Annotated in this window: 18 protein-coding genes; 14 read left to right on the plus strand and 4 right to left on the minus strand. The window is 72.2% G+C overall.

Annotated features, from left to right (window positions below; all coding sequences use genetic code 11):
• Positions 1 to 130: 130 nt before the first annotated feature.
• The 10 genes from hisC (at position 131) to ACSSS0_RS13340 (ending at position 9,995) form a co-directional block, all read left to right on the plus strand.
• Positions 131 to 1,288, plus strand: coding sequence for a histidinol-phosphate transaminase (hisC, locus tag ACSSS0_RS13295; protein WP_487228357.1), 1,158 nt, complete (start codon positions 131 to 133; stop codon positions 1,286 to 1,288).
• Positions 1,289 to 1,369: 81 nt separating this feature from the next.
• The gene (locus ACSSS0_RS13300; protein ID WP_487228358.1) at positions 1,370 to 2,074 is read left to right on the plus strand and encodes a hypothetical protein; all 705 of its coding nucleotides are present in this window, start codon (positions 1,370 to 1,372) and stop codon (positions 2,072 to 2,074) included.
• Positions 2,075 to 2,084: 10 nt separating this feature from the next.
• Positions 2,085 to 2,864 carry a hypothetical protein gene (locus ACSSS0_RS13305; protein WP_487228359.1) on the plus strand — a complete coding sequence of 260 codons (780 nt, stop codon included), beginning with the start codon at positions 2,085 to 2,087 and terminating at the stop codon, positions 2,862 to 2,864.
• Positions 2,861 to 3,628, plus strand: coding sequence for a hypothetical protein (locus ACSSS0_RS13310; RefSeq protein ID WP_487228360.1), 768 nt, complete (start codon positions 2,861 to 2,863; stop codon positions 3,626 to 3,628). The genes ACSSS0_RS13305 and ACSSS0_RS13310 overlap by 4 nt, the downstream gene beginning before the upstream one ends.
• Before the next feature lie 77 nt (positions 3,629 to 3,705).
• Complete coding sequence (locus ACSSS0_RS13315; RefSeq protein WP_435987451.1) at positions 3,706 to 4,113, plus strand: glyoxalase superfamily protein; 408 nt, start codon at positions 3,706 to 3,708, stop codon at positions 4,111 to 4,113.
• Between the two features lie 13 nt (positions 4,114 to 4,126).
• Positions 4,127 to 4,648 (plus strand): hypothetical protein, encoded by a 522-nt coding sequence (locus ACSSS0_RS13320; protein ID WP_487228361.1) that lies wholly within the window; start codon positions 4,127 to 4,129, stop codon positions 4,646 to 4,648.
• Between the two features lie 75 nt (positions 4,649 to 4,723).
• Positions 4,724 to 6,109 carry an AAA family ATPase gene (locus ACSSS0_RS13325; RefSeq protein ID WP_487228362.1) on the plus strand — a complete coding sequence of 462 codons (1,386 nt, stop codon included), beginning with the start codon at positions 4,724 to 4,726 and terminating at the stop codon, positions 6,107 to 6,109.
• A gap of 266 nt (positions 6,110 to 6,375) precedes the next feature.
• Entirely contained in the window at positions 6,376 to 7,530 is a 1,155-nt protein-coding gene (gene pdhA, locus ACSSS0_RS13330; RefSeq protein WP_435987447.1) for a pyruvate dehydrogenase (acetyl-transferring) E1 component subunit alpha, read from the plus strand.
• Entirely contained in the window at positions 7,530 to 8,522 is a 993-nt protein-coding gene (locus ACSSS0_RS13335) for an alpha-ketoacid dehydrogenase subunit beta (protein WP_256794467.1), read from the plus strand. Before pdhA ends, ACSSS0_RS13335 begins: the two co-directional genes overlap by 1 nt.
• A gap of 15 nt (positions 8,523 to 8,537) precedes the next feature.
• Positions 8,538 to 9,995, plus strand: a complete 1,458-nt coding sequence (locus ACSSS0_RS13340; protein ID WP_487228363.1) for a dihydrolipoamide acetyltransferase family protein — start codon at positions 8,538 to 8,540, stop codon at positions 9,993 to 9,995.
• A gap of 73 nt (positions 9,996 to 10,068) precedes the next feature.
• On the opposite strand, the gene ACSSS0_RS13345 is transcribed toward ACSSS0_RS13340, so the two are convergent.
• The gene (locus ACSSS0_RS13345; protein WP_487228364.1) at positions 10,069 to 10,890 is read right to left on the minus strand and encodes an oxidoreductase; all 822 of its coding nucleotides are present in this window, start codon (positions 10,888 to 10,890) and stop codon (positions 10,069 to 10,071) included.
• 221 nt (positions 10,891 to 11,111) lie between these two features.
• Positions 11,112 to 13,244 carry an MDR family MFS transporter gene (locus ACSSS0_RS13350; RefSeq protein WP_487228365.1) on the minus strand — a complete coding sequence of 711 codons (2,133 nt, stop codon included), beginning with the start codon at positions 13,242 to 13,244 and terminating at the stop codon, positions 11,112 to 11,114.
• Between the two features lie 74 nt (positions 13,245 to 13,318).
• Between ACSSS0_RS13350 and ACSSS0_RS13355 the strand changes: the two genes are divergently transcribed.
• Positions 13,319 to 13,927, plus strand: coding sequence for a TetR/AcrR family transcriptional regulator (locus ACSSS0_RS13355; protein ID WP_435987443.1), 609 nt, complete (start codon positions 13,319 to 13,321; stop codon positions 13,925 to 13,927).
• A 6-nt stretch (positions 13,928 to 13,933) separates the two neighbouring features.
• Here the strand turns inward: ACSSS0_RS13355 and ACSSS0_RS13360 are convergent, their stop codons facing one another.
• Entirely contained in the window at positions 13,934 to 14,554 is a 621-nt protein-coding gene (locus ACSSS0_RS13360) for a TetR/AcrR family transcriptional regulator (protein ID WP_487228366.1), read from the minus strand.
• A gap of 99 nt (positions 14,555 to 14,653) precedes the next feature.
• Between ACSSS0_RS13360 and ACSSS0_RS13365 the strand changes: the two genes are divergently transcribed.
• Positions 14,654 to 15,331: an NADPH-dependent F420 reductase gene (locus tag ACSSS0_RS13365; protein WP_487228367.1), complete on the plus strand. Its 678-nt coding sequence runs from the start codon at positions 14,654 to 14,656 to the stop codon at positions 15,329 to 15,331.
• 46 nt (positions 15,332 to 15,377) lie between these two features.
• On the opposite strand, the gene ACSSS0_RS13370 is transcribed toward ACSSS0_RS13365, so the two are convergent.
• Positions 15,378 to 15,737: a TraR/DksA C4-type zinc finger protein gene (locus ACSSS0_RS13370; protein WP_487228368.1), complete on the minus strand. Its 360-nt coding sequence runs from the start codon at positions 15,735 to 15,737 to the stop codon at positions 15,378 to 15,380.
• Between the two features lie 239 nt (positions 15,738 to 15,976).
• Here ACSSS0_RS13370 and ACSSS0_RS13375 point away from each other — a divergent pair, with 239 nt between their 5' ends.
• Entirely contained in the window at positions 15,977 to 16,609 is a 633-nt protein-coding gene (locus ACSSS0_RS13375; RefSeq protein WP_487228369.1) for a hypothetical protein, read from the plus strand.
• A 45-nt stretch (positions 16,610 to 16,654) separates the two neighbouring features.
• Positions 16,655 to 18,118 (plus strand): hypothetical protein, encoded by a 1,464-nt coding sequence (locus ACSSS0_RS13380; protein ID WP_487228370.1) that lies wholly within the window; start codon positions 16,655 to 16,657, stop codon positions 18,116 to 18,118.
• Positions 18,119 to 18,201: the final 83 nt, after the last annotated feature.

Genomic DNA, 18,201 nt, shown 5'->3' on the forward strand with positions numbered 1-18,201 from the left:
GGCTGGGCATGAAGAAGATGTCGAGGCGGCGGTGGCGCGACGATGTGAGCCTAGCCACAGACCGGCGTCGCCGTCAGGAGAGCGTCCATGGGCCGGTCGCTCGCGTGGACACTGGCTCTACAGTTCGGGTATGACCGACAGCCCCGAGACCGTCAGCGAGAGCGTGACCGAGAGCGCCACCCCGCAGGAGGCGTATGCCGCCCCGCAGGCGTCCGGCGCCACCGTCCGGCTCCGCGTCGTGCTGGCCCAGATGCCCGACTACAAGCCCGGGAAGCCCGCGTCGGCACCTGCCGGCGTGACGGCATACAAGCTCTCCTCGAACGAGAACCCCTACGGTCCGCTCCCGTCGGTGCTCGCGGCCATCGAGGACGCCGCGGCCACGGTGAACCGCTACCCCGACATGGCCGTCACGGCGCTCACCGAGCGGCTCGCGAAGTCGCTCGACGTCCCGACCGAGTGCCTCGCGACGGGCACTGGCTCGGTCGCGGTGCTCGCGCAGATCGTCAACGCCGCGTGCGACGCCGGCGACGAGGTCGTCTTCGCGTGGCGCTCGTTCGAGGCCTACCCGATCGTCACCCAGCTCGCCGGCGCGAAGCCGGTCATGGTCGGCCTCGACGAGCAGGCCCGCCACCGCCTCGACGCGATGTTCGCCGCGATCACCGACCGCACCCGCGTCATCCTCGTCTGCACGCCCAACAACCCGACCGGGCCGTGCGTCCACCAGGCCGAGCTCGAGGCGTTCCTCGACAAGGTCCCGAGCGACGTCATCGTCGTCGTCGACGAGGCCTACGTCGAGTTCGTCCGCGACCCCGACGCCGTGCGCGGGCTCGACGTCTGGCGCCACCGCCCCAACGTCGTCGTCCTGCGCACCTTCTCCAAGGCGTACGGCCTCGCCGGCCTCCGGGTGGGGTATGCCGTCGCGCACCCTCCCGTCGCCGCTGCCCTCCGCAAGACGGCCACGCCCTTCGGCGTCAACTCGGTCGCACAGGTCGCCGCCATCGCCTCGCTCGACGCCTTCGACGAGCTCAACGCGCGCGTCGAGTCGCTCGTCGCGGAGCGCGACCGGGTCGTGCAGGCGCTCGGCGACCAGGGCTGGACGCTGCCCCGGTCCGACGCGAACTTCGTGTGGTTCCCGCTCGGCGGGGACTCGACGGCGTTCTCGCAGGCGTGCGCCGAAGCGGGCCTGACGGTGCGCCAGTACGGCGACGACGGCGTGCGCGTCACGATCGGCGAGGTCGAGGCCAACTCGCGGCTCATCGAGGTCGCCGAACGCTTCGGCGCCCGCTGACCGAGCCGATCGGGGCGACAATGGGCTGAGCCGCGCAATGTCGCGCGGCAGTCGTTGCGGGTCTCGCGCGGGAGGTCGCGGATGGGCACGGTGCTGGAGCGGCTCACGGACCGCTGGGTCAGCGGCGGCCTCGCGCTGCTCGGTGTCCTGCTCGTCCTGCCGTCCCTGGTCTCGCCGACGTGGGAGATGGCGGTCGCCGACCGCGAGCACGGCTCGCTCCTGTCACGCCAGTGGGAGTGGAGCTGGGGGCGGGTCCGTGTGACCGGTCTCGAGGGGGTCGAGCTGCGCGACCAGTGGAACCTGCTCGGGCTCGCCGTCCTCGTGGTGCTCCTCGTCGCGGCGCTCGTCGGTGTCGGCGTCTGGGTCCCTCGCCGCGTCGTGTGGGGCCGCGTTGTCGCGCTCGTCACCCTCGGGCTGCTGGCCGGCCGGGTGCTGACGACCGTGTCCGACCGGGTGGGCCGGTCGCTCGGTGAGGTCGACCAGGGCGCGTCGGGCCTCACCGTCCACACCCAGATGACGACGGCGGGGTCGCTCGAGACGGCCGCAGCCGTGGTGCTCGTGGTCATGGTGGCGTCCGCGATCCGGTCGTCGGGCGAGGCCGTGGTCCCGGTGGCGCCGGCCGGACCTCCGGCGGTCGGCTCTGCGATGGGCCGCACGGGGGCAGCCGGGCTGCGTCCCGTCGGTGAGCACCTGACGACCGAGCCCGTGTCGTTCGACGACGGTGAGTCGGCCCACGTCGACCGCGGGCGGGCGGATCCGGCGGCGACCACGGGGACGGGACGGTGACGGCGTGGGCGTGACGGACCTCCGGAAGCACGTGGTCCCCGGACGGCTGACGGCCGCGCTCGTCGGGCTCCTCGGGGTGCTGCTCGCCCTGCCCACGCTCGTGCTGCCCACGCACGCGATCCTCCAGAAGCCGCCGGAGACGGCCGAGCCCGACGCGTCGCCGTTCCGGCTGTCCGTCTGGAGCTGGGGTCACGTCGCCGACACGACGGCCAACGCGGACGGCCAGGTCGACGTGGGCAACACGACCGGCCTCGTGCTCCTCGTCGTGGCACTGGCCGTGGGTCTCGCGGGCGTCGTCGCGTGTGCGTTGCGGGACGGCAGCGACGGCCTGGTCCTCGGTGCGGCCGGCCTCGCCTGGGCCGCGTCACAGGTGGTCGGCGGCCTGGGACGCAGGCTGGGAGTCGCGATCTCGGAGATCTTCGGCGACGGCGACCAGCTCGCGGTCGAGACCCTGCCCGCCGGCCATCTCGAAGTGGCGTCCGCCGTGCTGCTCGTCGTCTCCCTCGTGCTCCTCGTGCTGCGGCCCACGGTCGCGCTGGTGCGGTCTGCAGCCACCCGCGCTCGAGTGCTCGCCCGGCGTCAGGGGGCGCGCGACGAAGCGGCTGATGTGGGAGGCGGGGCCGAGCCGGCCGCGCCGCGCGTCGGCATCGCGACGATCCGTGACGTGCCAGGGGGGTCCGACCGGCGGGCCGCCACGAGGCGTGAGCACGCCGGCACGGGCGTCGGCTTCTCCGACTACCCCAGCGACGACCCCACCGACGACCCGGACCGCTTCCGGCCGCCGAGATGACCGACGGCCCCGCCCACGACGCCGACCCGGCCGCCGGGGCGGGATGGCGTACGCGTGTCGCGGGGGTGGCGATCGGCGGCGTCGGCGTGCTGCTGGCGGCGTCCACCGCCGTGTGGCCGACGAAGGTCGTCGCGGTCCGCGTCCCGGAGGTCGGCGACTTCACGAAGGGCTACGAGCAGCTGATCTGGTCGTGGGGACGGGAGGTCGTCTACACCTCCGACGGCGTGCTGCTCGACGCGTTCTCCGGACCCGACCCGGTGCCGCGGCTCGTGCTCCTCGTCGTCGTCCTGGTGCTCGCCGCGGCCGGGCTGCTCCTCCGACTCGTCCGTGCCGGGCGGCCCGGTGAGCTCGCGTCGGCGGTCGGGACGGCGCTGGCGCTCGCGACGGTCGCCGGCTCCCTCGTGCAGCGGCTGTCGGTCGACGACCGCACGATCGGGCTCCAGCCGGGGCTCGTCGTCGTGACCACGACGGTCGGCTGGCTCGAGGTCGTGTCGGTCGTCCTGCTCACGGTGGCGCTCGCCGTCCTCGTCGTGCCCGTGCTGCTGCCCCGCGTGGCCGACTCGGTCACCGGCGCGGTGGCCGGTGTCGCGGCGCGGCTCCGGCAGCGTCACGCCCTGGTCGAGGCGACCCCGCCGCTCGTCGCCACCCTGATGGACCCGGGTCCGGTCGGCACGGGGCGGGCGCCTGCCGTCGGCTTCAGCGACACGCCCTCCCCGACGGGCACGGGCTCGGGGGCGCCCCCGCCGACCGACGGCGACAGCTGAGCGGCGGGTCCGGCCGTTCGAGAAAACGGGCCGTGTCCGGACCCCCACGTGTCGGTGGGCGGGCCTACCGTCTGGGCATGGACATGAAGCTCGAGCTGGTGGCCGTCCCCGTGACCGACGTCGACCGGGCCAAGGAGTTCTACGTCGAGAGGGTCGGTTTCGTCCTCGACCACGACCACACGGTCAGTGACGAGATCCGGTTCGTGCAGCTGACCCCGCCCGGGTCGGCCTGCTCGATCGCGTTCGGCAAGGGACTGACCGAGATCGTCCCCGGCGGCCTCGACAACCTCCAGATGGTCGTCGCCGACGCCGACGCGATCCGCGCGGAGCTCGTCGGCCGCGGTGTCGAGGTCTCCGAGGTCGACGAGCAGCCGTGGGGGCGCTTCGTGCACTTCAGCGACCCCGACGGCAACCGCTGGTCGCTGCAGGAGCTGCCCGCCTGGTCCGCCGGGGCCGGTGGCGACGGCGCGGACCCCGAGGCCTGACGTGCGTCGCGTCGTGACGCCCCTGCTGGCGGTCGGTGCGGCGCTGCTCGTCGCCGCGATGGTCTGGCCCACCGAGCACATGACGGCGCAGTCCCCGGCAGGCGCGATGGTGCCCCTGTTCGACATCTGGCTGTGGGGACGGGTCCGTCCACTCACCGAGGTGTCGTCCACCGAGGTCGAGGGCTCGGTTGCGGTGCTGGTCGCGCTGGGAGTCGCGGCGGCGCTCGGCGTCGGGGCGGCCGTGCTGTGGCTCCGGGTTCCCGGGCGCCGAGCCGGTCGTCGGCAGATCGGGACGGTCGCCGCGGTGACCGTCGTCGCCGCGATCGCGACGGCTGCACTGGCCCTCAGCGTGGACGTGGGGAGCTTTGGCTGGTTCTCCCCGGGAGGGCCACCGATCTTCACACGCACAGTCGTCGCCATGTTCCCGGCTGTGGCCTTCGCGTTGTGGGCCGTGGCACTCCTCGTCATGGTCGCCGTCCTGCTCCGTCGTCGGGGCGGCGCGGACGAGGCTCCTGGGGAGCCGACACCGGCCTGAGCAGAGCCTGACCCGGTCGCTCCGAAGCGGAGGCCAGGCGCCCCCGGTGTCGCACGTGCCGCCTACGGTCGACGCATGCTCACCGCCGTTGCCGTGTCCGGCTACCGCTCGCTGCGCGACGTCGTCGTGCCGCTCCACGGCCTCGACGTCGTCACGGGCGCCAACGGCAGCGGCAAGTCGAGCCTCTACCGCTCGCTCCGGCTCCTCGCGGGCTGCGGCCGCGGCGACGTCATCGGCACGCTCGCGCGCGAGGGTGGTCTCCAGTCCGCGCTGTGGGCCGGGCCTGCGACGCTCGGCGGCGCCCGTGACCGGGGCCACGCGGTGCAGGGCACGCGGCGCAAGGGCCCGATCGGACTCCGGCTCGGCTTCGCCTCCGACGACTTCGGCTACCTCGTCGACCTCGGACTGCCGCAGCAGTCGACGGGCAGCGAGGCAGGGACGCCGTCGGCGTTCCTGCGTGACCCCGAGATCAAGCGCGAGGTCGTCTGGGCCGGGCCCGTCATGCGTCCGGGCTCGGTGCTCGTGCGGCGCCGCTGGGGTGTCGTCGAGACGAGAGCGTCGGGCGGGGGCGACGACGGCTGGGGGGCGGAGTGGGGACCCGACGACGGCGACGTCGCCGAGTGGGAGTCCGACCCGGTCGAGGCGCCCGGCTCCCGAGCCGGGTCACGGTCGGCCGCCTACCGGTCGTCGGGCGCGCCCGCTGCCGCAGCCGTCCGACGCGCCGAGCGGCCGGGCTGGACCGAGCTGACCCGCTCGTTGCGCCCGTGGGAGAGCATGCTGACCGAGGTGGCCGATCCCGAGCGCGCGCCCGAGCTGCTCCGGGTGCGGCGGATGATCCGTGGCTGGCGCTTCTACGACGGCTTCCGCGCCGACGCCGAGGCCCCGGCCCGGACCCCGCAGGTCGGCACCCGCACGCCCGTGCTCGCCGACGACGGCCGCGACCTCGCCGCCGCGCTCCAGACGATCCGCGAGAACGGCCGCTCCGAGCTCGACCGAGCCGTCGCCGACGCCTTCGACGGGGCGATTCTCGAGGTCACCGTCGACAGCGGCCGCTTCGACGTCGAGCTGAACCAGCCCGGCATGCTGCGACCGCTCACGGGTGCCGAGTTGTCCGACGGCACGCTGCGCTACCTGCTCCTCGTCGCAGCCCTGCTGACGCCCGACCCGCCGTCGCTCATGGTCCTCAACGAGCCCGAGACGTCGCTGCACCCCGACCTCCTCCCACCGCTCGCGCGCCTCGTCCGTGCCGCGGCCGAGCGCAGCCAGGTCATGGTCGTCTCCCACTCGGACGCGCTGATCCGCGAGCTCGCCGTCGTCGATCCCGACGACGAGGACGAGGTGCCGGTGGGTCTCGGCTCACCGGCCCGCGGCATCACCCTCGTCAAGGACCTCGGTGAGACCCTCGTGCAGGGCCAGGGGCTGCTCACGACGCCGGCCTGGACGTGGGGCACCCGGCGCTGAGCGCGCCGGCGAGCGTGACGCGAGCACCCGGCATACGCCGTCGGGACGCTGTGGCGTCCTTGTGGTCGCCCGCGTCTGCGCAGGTCAGCGCGCACGACCGTCCCGCATTGTGAGATTCGCAGGGCTCTCCGGTAAGTTCCGGGTCGAGGACCAAGCACGTGTCCGTCGTCACGAACGGCGGCCCTGCGCCCCCAGAAGCCGACGAGCGGGTGACCCCCGTTTGCGGGCCGAACGAGTAGGCCGGTCTCACCGGCGAAGGAGCCCCAGTGAGCGACAAGGTTGTCGCCGAGCTGCAGGAGCCGACCCCCGCGGTCGGCGACGGTGGCCCGGACATGATCCAGCTGCTGACCCCCGAGGGTCAGCGCGTGTCCCATCCCGACTACGACAAGTACGTCGCGGACCTGACGCCCGAGGACCTGCGGAGCTTCTACCGCGACCTCGTCCTCATCCGCCGGCTCGACGCCGAGGGCTACGCGCTCCAGCGCCAGGGCGAGCTCGGTCTGTGGCCCAGCCTGCTCGGCCAGGAGGCCGCCCAGGTCGGCTCCGGGCGTGCGCTGAGGCCGCACGACTTCGTCTTCCCCACCTACCGCGAGCACGGCGTCGGCTTCGTGCGCGGCATGGACCCGCAGAGCTCGCTGCAGCTCTTCCGCGGCGTCAGCCAGGGTGGCTGGGACCCGCAGGAGAACAACTTCCACCTCTACACGATCGTCATCGGGGCGCAGGCGCTGCACGCCACCGGCTACGCGATGGGCGTGCGGATGGACGGCAACGTCGGCACCGGCGACCCCGACCGCGACACCGCGGTCATCTGCTACTTCGGCGACGGCGCCTCGTCGCAGGGTGACGTCAACGAGGCGTTCGTCTACGCGGCGAGCTTCGACGCACCCGTCGTCTTCTTCTGCCAGAACAACCAGTGGGCCATCTCCGAGCCCGTCGAGAAGCAGACCCGCATCCCGCTCTTCCAGCGCGCCCGCGGCTTCGGCTTCCCCGGCGTCCGCGTCGACGGCAACGACATCCTCGCGACGTACGCCGTGACGCAGCACTGCCTCGACGAGGCCCGCAACGGCAACGGCCCGCTCCTCATCGAGGCCTACACCTACCGCATGGGTGCGCACACCACGGCCGACGACCCGACGAAGTACCGCGTCTCGGCCGAGGTCGAGGAGTGGAAGTTCCGCGACCCGATCCTGCGCCTCAAGACCCTCCTCGCCCACGAGGGCATGGCCGACGAGGCCTTCTTCGCGCGCATCGACGAGGAGGCCGACCAGTTCGCTGCCGAGCTGCGCGAGGGCTGCGTCACGATGGAGACGATGGCCGGCGAGACGATGTGGGACCACGTCTACGCCGAGGACCACCCCGTCATGGAGGCAGAGCGTGCCGCCTACCTCGCGTACAAGGCGAGCTTCGAGGAGGCGAACTGATGGCCGGCCAGCTCGAGAAGGTCACGCTCGGCAAGAGCATCACCAACGGCCTGCGCAAGGCCATGGAGGCCGACCCCAAGGTCGTGCTCATCGGTGAGGACATCGGCAAGCTCGGTGGTGTCTTCCGCATCACCGAGGGCCTGCAGAAGGACTTCGGCGAGGACCGCGTCATCGACAGCCCGCTCGCCGAGTCCGGCATCGTCGGCACCGCGGTCGGCATGGCGCTGCGCGGCTACCGCCCCGTCTGCGAGATCCAGTTCGACGGCTTCGTCTACCCGGCCTTCGACCAGATCGTCAGCCAGGTCGCCAAGATGCACGCCCGTGCCCTCGGCGCGGTCAAGATCCCGATGGTCATCCGCATCCCGTTCGGCGGCGGCATCGGCAGCCCGGAGCACCACTCCGAGAGCCCCGAGGCCTACTTCGCCCACACCGCGGGCCTGCGCGTCGTCGCGTGCAGCAACCCTGAGGACGCCCACTGGATGATCCAGCAGGCCGTCGCCTGCGACGACCCGGTGATCTTCTTCGAGCCGAAGCGCCGCTACCACGACCGGGCCGAGTACGACACGACCGCGACCACCGCGCCGCGTGGCCTCTTCGAGGCCAACGTGCTCCGTGAGGGCACCGACGTGACGCTGCTGGGCTACGGCCCCGTCGTCAAGACGATGCTCGAGTCCGCCGCTGCCGCGGAGGCCGAGGGCACGAGCATCGAGGTCATCGACCTGCGCTCGCTCTCGCCGCTGCCGATCGACACCATCGTGACGTCGGTCCGCAAGACGGGTCGCCTCGTCGTCGTCCAGGAGGCGAGCAGCTTCCTCGGCATGGCGTCCGAGATCTCGGCGCAGGTCACGGAGCAGTGCTTCTACGAGCTCGAGGCCCCGGTCGTCCGCGTCGCCGGCGCCAACATCCCCTACCCGCCGAGCCGGATGGAGGAGGAGTTCCTCCCCGACCTCGACCGCATCCTCGACGGCGTCGACCGCGCGCTCGCGTACTGAGAAGGGCTGCCACACATGGCAATCAAGACGTTCAACCTGCCCGATCCCGGTGAGGGTCTCGTCGAGGCCGAGATCGTGGAGTGGAAGGTGTCGCCCGGCGACACCGTCAAGGTCAACGACATGGTCCTCGAGATCGAGACCGCCAAGTCGCTCGTCGAGCTGCCCATCCCGTGGGCCGGCACCGTCAAGGAGCTGCTCGTCGAGGTCGGCCAGACCATCGACGTCGGCACGCCGATCATCTCCATCGACGACGGCAAGGGCGGCGACGACGCTCCCGCCGCCGCACCGTCGATCCCGGGCGAGAAGGCCGCCCCGGCCGAGGGTGCCGCCGGTGGCGGCTCCGAGGCGATCCTCGTCGGCTACGGCGCCAAGGCGGGCGCCACGGCCCGTCGCGCGCGCAAGGGCATGGCTGCGGCTCCGGTGGCTGCCGCCCCGACCGAGACCGAGCAGGTCGCGGCTGCCGCACCGGTGGCCGAGGCTGCCGCTCCGGCTCCCCGGGTCGAGTCGCCGGCGCCGTCCGTCACCGGAGGCGCCACCGGCGGGCGGCCCAAGGCCAAGCCGCCCGTGCGCAAGCTCGCCAAGGACCTCGGCATCGACCTCGCGTCGGTCACCCCGACGGGCGCCGATGGCATCATCACGCGTGACGACGTGACGAACCACGTGAGCGGTGCCGCCGTGAACGGCGTTGCGGCACAGACCGACTCGGCCAGCGCCGCCACCACGCCGGTGACCCCGCGTATGCCGTTCGGTGCCGGTGAGCGCGAGGAGCGCACACCGATCAAGGGCGTTCGCAAGATGACCGCGCAGGCGATGGTCGGCTCGGCCTTCACCGCCCCGCACGTCACCGAGTGGATCACCCTCGACGTCACGAAGACGATGGAGCTCGTCGAGCGCCTCAAGGGCAACCGTGAGTTCAAGGACGTCAAGGTCACGCCGCTGCTCGTGCTCGCCAAGGCGCTCGTCCTCGCGGTCAAGCGCAACCCGGGCATGAACGCGACGTGGGACGAGGCCGCCCAGGAGATCGTCCAGAAGAAATACGTCAACCTCGGCATCGCCGCGGCGACCCCGCGTGGTCTGATCGTCCCGAACATCAAGGACGCCCACGCCATGACGATGCTCGAGCTCGCGCAGGCCATCGGCCGGCTCACCGCCACCGCTCGCGAGGGGCGCACCCAGCCGGCCGAGATGTCGGGCGGCACGATGACGATCACCAACGTCGGCGTGTTCGGTGTCGACAGCGGCACCCCGATCATCAACCCGGGGGAGTCGGCCATCGTGTGCTTCGGCGCGATCCGCAAGCAGCCGTGGGTCGTCACGGATGCCGAGGGCAACGACGAGATCGCCATCCGCCACGTCACGCAGCTCGCGGTGAGCTTCGACCACCGTCTCATCGACGGTGAGCTCGGCAGCCGCTTCCTGTCCGACCTGGCCGCGATCCTCGCCGACCCGGCCCAGGCCCTCGTCTGGGGCTGACCCGCCCCTACCGTCGAAAGGCCACGAACCGGTTCCGGTTCGTGGCCTTTCGACGTCGGGAGGGTGTGTCGGGTCAGCCGGAGAGCGCTCGCCGCATGACGGCGTCCATGGCGCGGTCGGGCAGCAACCGGCGGGCCGTGACGATGGCGCGCGCGCCGCGCCCGGCGGGGTAGCGTGCGGCCGGGTTCGCGGCCTCCAGCGCCTTGAGGACCTTCTCGGCGACCGCCTCGGGGCCGGAGCTCATCCGCGGGGTGTCGACCCGCTCGAACATGACGGCCATCCGGCGCGCGAGGTCCTCGTAGACGGTGCCCACCGACTGCTCGACCATGCTCTCGCGGGCGATGGTGTTCCACTCCGAGATGATCGGGCCGGGCTCGACGATGACGACGTCGATGCCGAAGGGTGCGAGCTCGATGCGCAGGCTGTCGCTGAAGCCCTCGACGGCGAACTTCGTGGCGTGGTACCACGCGCCGAGCGGCTCGTAGATCTTGCCGCCGATGCTGGAGATGTTGACGATCCGGCCGCGGCGCCGGGTGCGCATGTGCGGTGTCACGAGCTGGGTCAGCCGCGCGAGGCCGAAGACGTTGACCTCGAACTGCCGCCGCGCCTCGTCGATCGGCACGTGCTCGACGGGCCCGTAGGAGCCGTAGCCGGCGTTGTTGACGAGGGCGTCGATCTGCCCCTGCTCGGTGATGATGCGGTCGATGCCGGCGACCATCGACGCGTCGTCGGTGACGTCCATGGCGAAGGGGATGATGCCGCGCGACTCGAGCGCGGCCATGCGCTCGACCCGGCGGGCGACGGCGTACACCGTCCACCCGGACTCGACGAGGTGGACGGCGATGGACTCGCCGATGCCGGAGGACGCGCCGGTGACGAGGGCTACCTTGCTCATCCCGACACCGTATGCGGTGTGGTCGGCACCCGATGGGGCGGCCACCTCCCGGCGTGGCCCGGCCGGACGGCATACGCCCCCACCCCTCGACCGTCGAGAGGTCACGCCCGGCCGCCCGGACGCAGCCGAGAGGCCAGCTCTCGTGACGAGAACTGGCCTCTCGATGTGTCGGAAGCGGCCAGGCGGCCTCTCGACGGTTCAGGTCGGGGAGTGGGACGCGGTCAGCGCACCGACGCCTCGGCCTGCTCGGCGACCCTGGCGTTCTGCCGGTCGACGAGGTAGACGGCGGTGAGGTCGTCACCGACAGCGGAGAGGAGGCGGATGTCGACCGCCTCGTGGCGCTCGGCCACGGTCGGCTCGACGGTCGTCATGACCGTCCGGGCGTCGCGCTCGGCCACGGCCGTGGCGAGCTCGCGCTTGAGCGCCTCGTCGAGGATGCCGCCGGGCACCTTGGCCCGGGCCGCGACCTCGACGGCGAACCGCTCGGTCTCGGCGGCGAGCGTGGCGTCCTCGGTCGTCAGCATCCGCGACGTGCGGTGCAGCAGCGCCGCGCCGGCGTCGAGGTCACCCTCACCGAGCCGCGTCACGGCCTGGCTCAGGAGCGGACGGTCGCCGCGCAGCGCCGAGTCGGCGAGCAGGCCGAGGCGCAGTCCGAGCAGACGCTCGTGCGTACGCGTGTTGCCGGCCTCTCGGCCCAGCGGCACCTTGAGCTCGTCGTCGGGCGCCGACTGCGACATCGTGTCGAGCAGCTCGATGCCGGCCTCGTCGGGCGTGTGCACGGTGTCGCGCAGCGGCACCTCCTTGATGAAGAGGGCGGCGAGCAGGGCGAAGGCGAAGGGCACGAGACCCCAGACGAACACCGTGTGCAGCGAGTCGGCCAGGCCCTGCTGGACGCCGGTCGCGATCTGCGGCGGCAGCGTGGCGAGGGCCGCCGGGTCGAGCACCGAGCCGGCGCTGATCTCCTGGCCGGACGCCTGCATCTGCTGGACGACCGAGGCGGGCAGGTGCGAGGCGATGTTGCCGGCGAGCCCGCTCGTCATGATCGTGCCGAAGACGGCCGTGCCGACCGTCGAGCCGACATTGCGGAAGAACTGCGTCGACGCCGTCGCGACGCCGAGGTCCTTGCGCTGCGAGGAGTTCTGGATGATGAGCGTGAAGACCTGCAGCGCCATGCCGAGGCCGACGCCGAAGACGATCATCGAGAGCGTGAGGTCGAGCTGGCTCGAGCCGTAGTGCAGCTGCGTCAGCAGCCAGAAGCCGACGCCCATGATGAGGATGCCCGCGATGGTCTGGAGCTTGTAGCGACCGGTCTTGGTGATGACGAGTCCGGAGATGATCGACAGCCCGATCATGGCGACGGACATCGGCATGAGGATGAGGCCGGAGTTCGTGGCCGACGCGCCGAGCACGCCCTGGGCGTAGACTGGCAGGTAGATCATCGCGCCGAACATCATGACCGAGACCATGAAGGCCGCGATGTTGGAGAGCGTGAAGAGCGGGCTCTTGAAGAGGCGCAGCGGCAGCACCGGCTCGACGGCCCTGCGCTCGATGGCGATGAAGACGCCGAGCAGGACGATGCCGGCGGCATACATCCCGATGATGGCGGGGGACCACCACGGGAGTGTCGTGCCACCGAGCGAGGTCGGCACGAGGAGCAGGATGAGGGTCATCGACAGCGCGGCGATGCCGGCCTTGTCGACGACGGTCTCGCGCGGCGTGTGCTCGAGGTGGAGGAAGCGGCTGATGCCGAAGAAGGCGAAGACGCCGACGGGCAGCGTGATGAAGAAGAGGTAGCGCCAGCCCCAGTTGTCGGTGACGAAGCCGCCGACGAGCGGACCGAGGATCGAGGCGAGCCCGAAGACGCCGCCCATGAGGCCCTGGTACTTGCCGCGCTGACGCGGCGGGATGATGTCGCCGATGATCGTCTGCGACAGCGGCATCAGCGTGCCCATGCCGGCGCCCTGGATGGCGCGGGCGGCGATGAGCCACCAGAAGTTCTGGGCGAAGCCGGACAGGATCGAGCCGGCCATGAAGACGACGAGACCGCCGAGGTAGAAGCCGCGGCGACCGTAGAGGTCGCTCATCTTGCCGACGATGGGGACGGTGATCGCGCTGACGAGCATGGCTGCGGTCGCGAGCCACGAGTAGTGGTCGATGCCGCCGAGCTCGGCGACGATGCGCGGCATGGCCGGGCCGACGATGGTCTGGCTGATCGACGCCACGAGCATGCCGAGCATGAGCGCGATGAAGATGTTGCGGGTCGGGCGGTCGAGTCCGGGCGCCTTGGTGACGGTCGCCCCGCTGGCTGATGCGGTCGCGGTGTCCGTGGCTACCCCCTGGGTCTTCTGTGGCATGTCCTCCACCGTACGCCGAAAGTGCAGTCACTGCAAAATTGCAGTCCATGCAGTGAACGTGTCACGATGAGGGCATGAGCACGGACTTGCTGACCGACGAGTCGTGCGGCCTGCGTGAGCGCAAGAAGCGCGAGACCCGCCGCGCGCTCAACCTCGCCGCCCTCGACCTCGTCGAGGAGAAGGGCTTCGCCGCCGTCACGACCGAGGAGATCGCGGCCCGGGCCGGCGTCAGCGCGCGCACGTTCTTCAACTACTTCCCGTCCAAGGAGGCCGCCGTCATCGGCACGACGGCCGAGGAGCTCGAGTCGTATGCCGCCGCGCTGGAGCAGGACGTCGAGGGCGAGACGCCCCTCGAGTCCCTGCGCCGGATCCTCGCCGGCATGCTCGCGCCCGCGTCGATCGACCGCGAGCTGCGCGCCCGACGTCGCCGCATCCTGCTCGGCGAGCCGTCGCTCGCCCCGGCCCTCGTTGGCAACAACATCCGCATCGAGAACGCCCTGACGGGGGCCCTCGAGCGGCGTCTCGGCGCCCAGCCGGGCTCCTCGCTCGAGGCGCGCCTGACCGTGGCCGTGGCGATCGCGGCCGTCCGGGCCTGCATCGAGCACCAGCAGAACGGCGGCTCCGGACGCCTCGAGCGCAACATCGACCAGGCCTTCGACCGCATCGCCGCCGGCCTGCGCTGAGCGGCCTCAGCGCGTGGCGGTTGCCGCGCCCCCGGTCGCTCCGCTCGCGGTCGCTGCGTCCACGAGCGCTGCGCCGACGAGCGCCTCGGCCGCGGACCTGGCCGCGCGGGGAGCGTCAGGGCGGGCGTCGAGCGAGCCGCTCGCCAGGCCGCCGTCGAGGAGCAGCGTCAGCGTGCGGGCCAGGCCGTCGGGGTCAGGAGCCCCGGCGTCGGCCGCGAGCCCGCGGACCCAGTCGCGCACCGAGTCCTTGTGGGCGAGGGTGCGGGCGTGGATCGCCGTGCCCGGCTCGTTCTCGGCCGCGGCGTTGATGAAGGCGCACCCGCGGTAGCCGTCGCGCCGGCAGGCCGTGTCGAGGGCGTCGAAGAGCCCGACGAGCTGGTCGGCGGGTGCCGGTCCCGCCGCCTCAGCGGCGGCGTGCAGTTGACCCGACCACGTCGTGTCGACGACGTCGAGGTAGGCGAGGACGAGGTCGTCCTTGGCGGGGAAGTGGTTGTAGAAGGTCTGCTTGGCGACCCCGGACTCGGCGATGATCCGGTCGACCCCGACCGCGCGGATGCCGTGGGCGTAGAAGAGCCCGAACGCCGTGTCGAGGATCCGCTGCCGAGCTGCGCTCGCTGTCCGTGCCATGGGTCCATCGTACTCTTGCGAGTAGACAGATCTGTCTGCTATCGTCCCGAATCAATAGACAGATCTGTCTATTTCTGTCTCGACCCCCAAGGACGTCCCATGCGTTACGCAGTTCTCGGCACCGGCTCCGTCGGCCGCACCATCGCCGCCCGTCTCGACGAGCTCGGCCACGCGGTCACCATCGGCACCCGTGACCCGGCGAGCACCCTCGCCCGCACCGAGCCCGACCAGATGGGCAATGCCGCCTTCGCCACGTGGGCGACGGCCCACCCCGGCATCGCGCTCGCGACCTTCGCCGAGGCGGCCGCCTCCGCCGAGGTCGTCGTCAACGCGACGAGCGGCGACGCCTCGCTCGCGGTGCTCGGCCTCGCCGGCGCCGACGCCCTCGCCGGCAAGGTGCTCCTCGACATCTCCAACCCGCTCGACTTCTCGGCGGGCATGCCGCCCACCCTCTTCGTCAAGGACTCCGACTCGCTCGGCGAGCAGATCCAGCGCGCCTTCCCCGACGCCAGGGTCGTCAAAACGCTCAACACGCTGACCGCCGAGCTCATGGTCCGACCGGCCTCCCTCCCCGAGGGCAGCAGCGTGTTCGTCTCCGGCGACGACGCCGACGCGAAGGCAGCCGTCACCGCGCTGCTCACCGAGTTCGGTCACGAGGACGTCATCGACCTCGGCGACATCACCACCGCCCGCGGCACCGAGATGCTGCTGCCGGTCTGGCTGCGTCTCTGGAGAGCCCTGGGCACGCCGATGTTCAACTTCCGCATCGTCCGCTGACCTGACCTGACCTGAGCTGACGCGCCCGGCCGTTCCGTATACCCCGTCAGGGGAGGGCGGCCCCGGCGTGGGCGATGCAGGTCCGAGCCGTGGGCCTGGCGCACAGCCGCTCGTCGGGGATCGACTCTCCACACACCTCGCACCGTCCGTAGCCGCCGTCGGCGATCCGCTGCAGCGCGGCGTCGATCTCGTCGAGGTGCCGCTCCGCCTGCTCGATGAGGGCGCCGATCTGGGTGCGTTCGTAGGCGATCGTCGAGCCCTCGGGGTCGTGCTCGTCGTCGGCGATGTTCGCCTCGGACGCCTCGACGACGTCGGCGAACTCCCGGCGCAGCCCGGTGAGGCGCTCGACCTCGGTGGCCCGGTCCGCGGTCAGCTCTGCCGCCTGGGCGGCCGTCTTCGTGCTCATGTCTCCATGGTCCTCCGGTTCGGTCGAGCCGGCCGGGTCGAGTGGTGCACCACACCCTCTCGGCGCCTGGAGGACCCTTCCCGCGCTGGTGCACCGGCGACGGTCCCCGACGTCACGGCACGGGCGACCCGTCCCACGACAGCGGCACGGATCTGCTGCACGGCGTATCAGCCGGGGTCTCAAGTCGTTCCGACCTGTGACGGATGCCGACCGGGCATCCCAGGGCGGAAGAGCGGGCCGTGACGGACGGACGAGCACACAGCACTGCCTACGGCTTGGCCTGGGTCGCCGGACTGGCGGCGCTCGCGTGGGGAGGGCTCGGTCTGACCGGGGTCCAGGGAGCGCCGCTCAGCGGCGAAGGCGTCGGAGCGGGGTCCTCGGTCGTCGACACGACGCCGCCGCGCGGGCTTCGTCTCGAGGGTGGCCCGAACGCCGAGGGGTGGTATGCCGCCCCGACCCGCTACCGCTGGGCGGCTCAGGACCGCGACGGCGGGATCGCGCGGTGCCAGAGCGGATCCGTCGTCGCCGTCGACACGGCAGTGCCGCGCACCGTCTACGGCACGTGTGTGGACGGCGTGGGGCGCTCGGTGTCCTACCTCGGCTTCTCCTACCGCTACGACGGCACGCCGCCGACCCTCGACCCGGTGGCCACCCCGGCGGTCGTCCAGCGCCACGGCGTCGTCGTCGCCGTGCCCCGGGCGACCGACGCGCTGTCGGGCGTCGCCCGCCAGAGCTGCAACGGAGACCGGGCGCCGAGCACCCGCCGTCTCGGACCGCACACCGTCACGTGCCTCGTGCGGGACCGTGCCGGCAACCTCGCCACGGCGAGGGTGTCCTACCTCGTCGTCGACCACCGGCTCCGCGACGGCTGAGCGTCCTCGACGGATCGCCCCTGCGCACCCGGCAGGATGGGCCCCATGAGCGACCCCAGAGGAGTGGTCTTCCCACTCGACCCGACGTCCGGACGCCGCAGCACGACCGCCACGGGACGTGCCGTGGTGGCCGACGCCCTGCGCGGTGTCGACCCGGTCGGCGCGGCCTCCGCCGAACGCGAGACGAACTGGCGCCAGGGCTACCTCCCGCACTTCCGGCGTCTCGTCGAGGCCGGGGTGGCGGTCCCGGGTGCCGCGCAGGCCATCGCCACGAGCGGGCTCGACTCACTGCACGAGCGCATGCGCTGGGCCTCCGACGACGGCGACCGGCCGCTCGAGACGGCCGTCGCCCCCGACGAGAGCGTGACCCCGCTCGGCTCCGAGACCGTGCGCGGCACCGGCGTCCCCGACCGCACCCTCTCCGTGCCGTATGCCGGAGAGCGCCTCTCGGGTGACACGCTGCGCCGTCGTCTCGACCTCTGGGTCGAGGCCGGGACCATCGAGCCCACGTGCGCCGAGGCGGTCGGTCTCGTCATCGACAACCCCGACTGGCTCGACCTCACCGACCGCACCGTCGTCGTGCTCGGAGCCGCTGCCGAGATGGGCCCGTTGCGCTCGCTGCTGCGCTGGGGCGCTGACGTCGCCGCCGTCGATCTGCCGCGAAAGGAGCTGTGGGACAGGCTGATCGGTGACACGCGACGGCTCGCAGGGTCGATGACCGTCCCGGTGCGCCCCGGTGACGAGCCGCTCGACGCCCGCGCCGGTGGAGACCTCGTCCACGACCTCGGCGCCGTGACTCGGTGGGTCGAGGGCCTGGACGGCCCCCTCGCCATCGGCAACTACGTCTACGCGGACGGCGAGACCAACGTCCGCGTCTCGATGGCCGTCGACGCCCTGACCCGACGGGTCGTCGAGGTGAAGGGTCGCGACGACGTCGCCCTCGCGTTCCTCGCCACCCCGACCGATGTCTTCGCCGTCCCCGGTGCCGCCGTCGAGCGCTCCGTCGACAGCTATGCCCACCGGCGCACGTCCAAGGTGCTGCGGGTGCCATTGCGCACCGTGAGCGGTGGACGGCTGCTCCGCCGCAACTACGTGCCCGGCCAGGACCCCGGCATCAACGACAGCGTCGTGCTCCAGCAGGGACCCAACTACCTGCTCGCCAAGCGTCTCCAGCGGTGGCGGGCGACGGCATACCGCGCCGACGGGGGCCTCGTGTCGCTCAAGGTGGCCCCGCCCACGCGCACCCGCTCCGTCGTCAAGAACCGGGCGCTCGCCGCGGCCTACGCCGGCGCCCACCGCTTCGGGATCGAGGTCTTCGAGCCCGGCACGGCCAACACGCTCATGGCAGCCCTGCTCGTCCACGACCTTCGCACCGGCTCGCCGGCTCAGCCGACGGCCTGGCAGGACGAGGCGTACGCCGCCGCGCACGGAGGCCTGTGGACCGCCGCCTACGACCCGCGCAGCGCTCTCGGGATCGCTGCGCTCCTCGGGGTGGCGTCGGCCCGCTGAGGGCGCGCGCCGGGGCTCTCGGACGCGTCGCCGGGCCGTCGAGGGGTCGTCGCGGGGTGAGGCCTTGGTCGCACTCGTGCCCG

The sequence above is a fragment of the Terrabacter sp. R4-6 genome, from assembly GCF_057529065.1.

What these genes read in the sequence shown, in the direction of transcription:
- ACSSS0_RS13340 (WP_487228363.1), top strand. Translation starts at nt 8,538, where the DNA reads ATGGCAATCAAGACGTTCAACCTGCCCGATCCCGGTGAGGGTCTCGTC.
- ACSSS0_RS13350 (WP_487228365.1), bottom strand. Translation starts at nt 13,244, where the DNA reads ATGCCACAGAAGACCCAGGGGGTAGCCACGGACACCGCGACCGCATCA.
- ACSSS0_RS13335 (WP_256794467.1), top strand. Translation starts at nt 7,530, where the DNA reads ATGGCCGGCCAGCTCGAGAAGGTCACGCTCGGCAAGAGCATCACCAAC.
- ACSSS0_RS13370 (WP_487228368.1), bottom strand. Translation starts at nt 15,737, where the DNA reads ATGAGCACGAAGACGGCCGCCCAGGCGGCAGAGCTGACCGCGGACCGG.
- ACSSS0_RS13380 (WP_487228370.1), top strand. Translation starts at nt 16,655, where the DNA reads ATGAGCGACCCCAGAGGAGTGGTCTTCCCACTCGACCCGACGTCCGGA.
- ACSSS0_RS13310 (WP_487228360.1), top strand. Translation starts at nt 2,861, where the DNA reads ATGACCGACGGCCCCGCCCACGACGCCGACCCGGCCGCCGGGGCGGGA.
- ACSSS0_RS13300 (WP_487228358.1), top strand. Translation starts at nt 1,370, where the DNA reads ATGGGCACGGTGCTGGAGCGGCTCACGGACCGCTGGGTCAGCGGCGGC.
- ACSSS0_RS13360 (WP_487228366.1), bottom strand. Translation starts at nt 14,554, where the DNA reads ATGGCACGGACAGCGAGCGCAGCTCGGCAGCGGATCCTCGACACGGCG.
- ACSSS0_RS13325 (WP_487228362.1), top strand. Translation starts at nt 4,724, where the DNA reads ATGCTCACCGCCGTTGCCGTGTCCGGCTACCGCTCGCTGCGCGACGTC.
- ACSSS0_RS13315 (WP_435987451.1), top strand. Translation starts at nt 3,706, where the DNA reads ATGGACATGAAGCTCGAGCTGGTGGCCGTCCCCGTGACCGACGTCGAC.
- ACSSS0_RS13345 (WP_487228364.1), bottom strand. Translation starts at nt 10,890, where the DNA reads ATGAGCAAGGTAGCCCTCGTCACCGGCGCGTCCTCCGGCATCGGCGAG.
- ACSSS0_RS13355 (WP_435987443.1), top strand. Translation starts at nt 13,319, where the DNA reads ATGAGCACGGACTTGCTGACCGACGAGTCGTGCGGCCTGCGTGAGCGC.
- ACSSS0_RS13365 (WP_487228367.1), top strand. Translation starts at nt 14,654, where the DNA reads ATGCGTTACGCAGTTCTCGGCACCGGCTCCGTCGGCCGCACCATCGCC.
- hisC (WP_487228357.1), top strand. Translation starts at nt 131, where the DNA reads ATGACCGACAGCCCCGAGACCGTCAGCGAGAGCGTGACCGAGAGCGCC.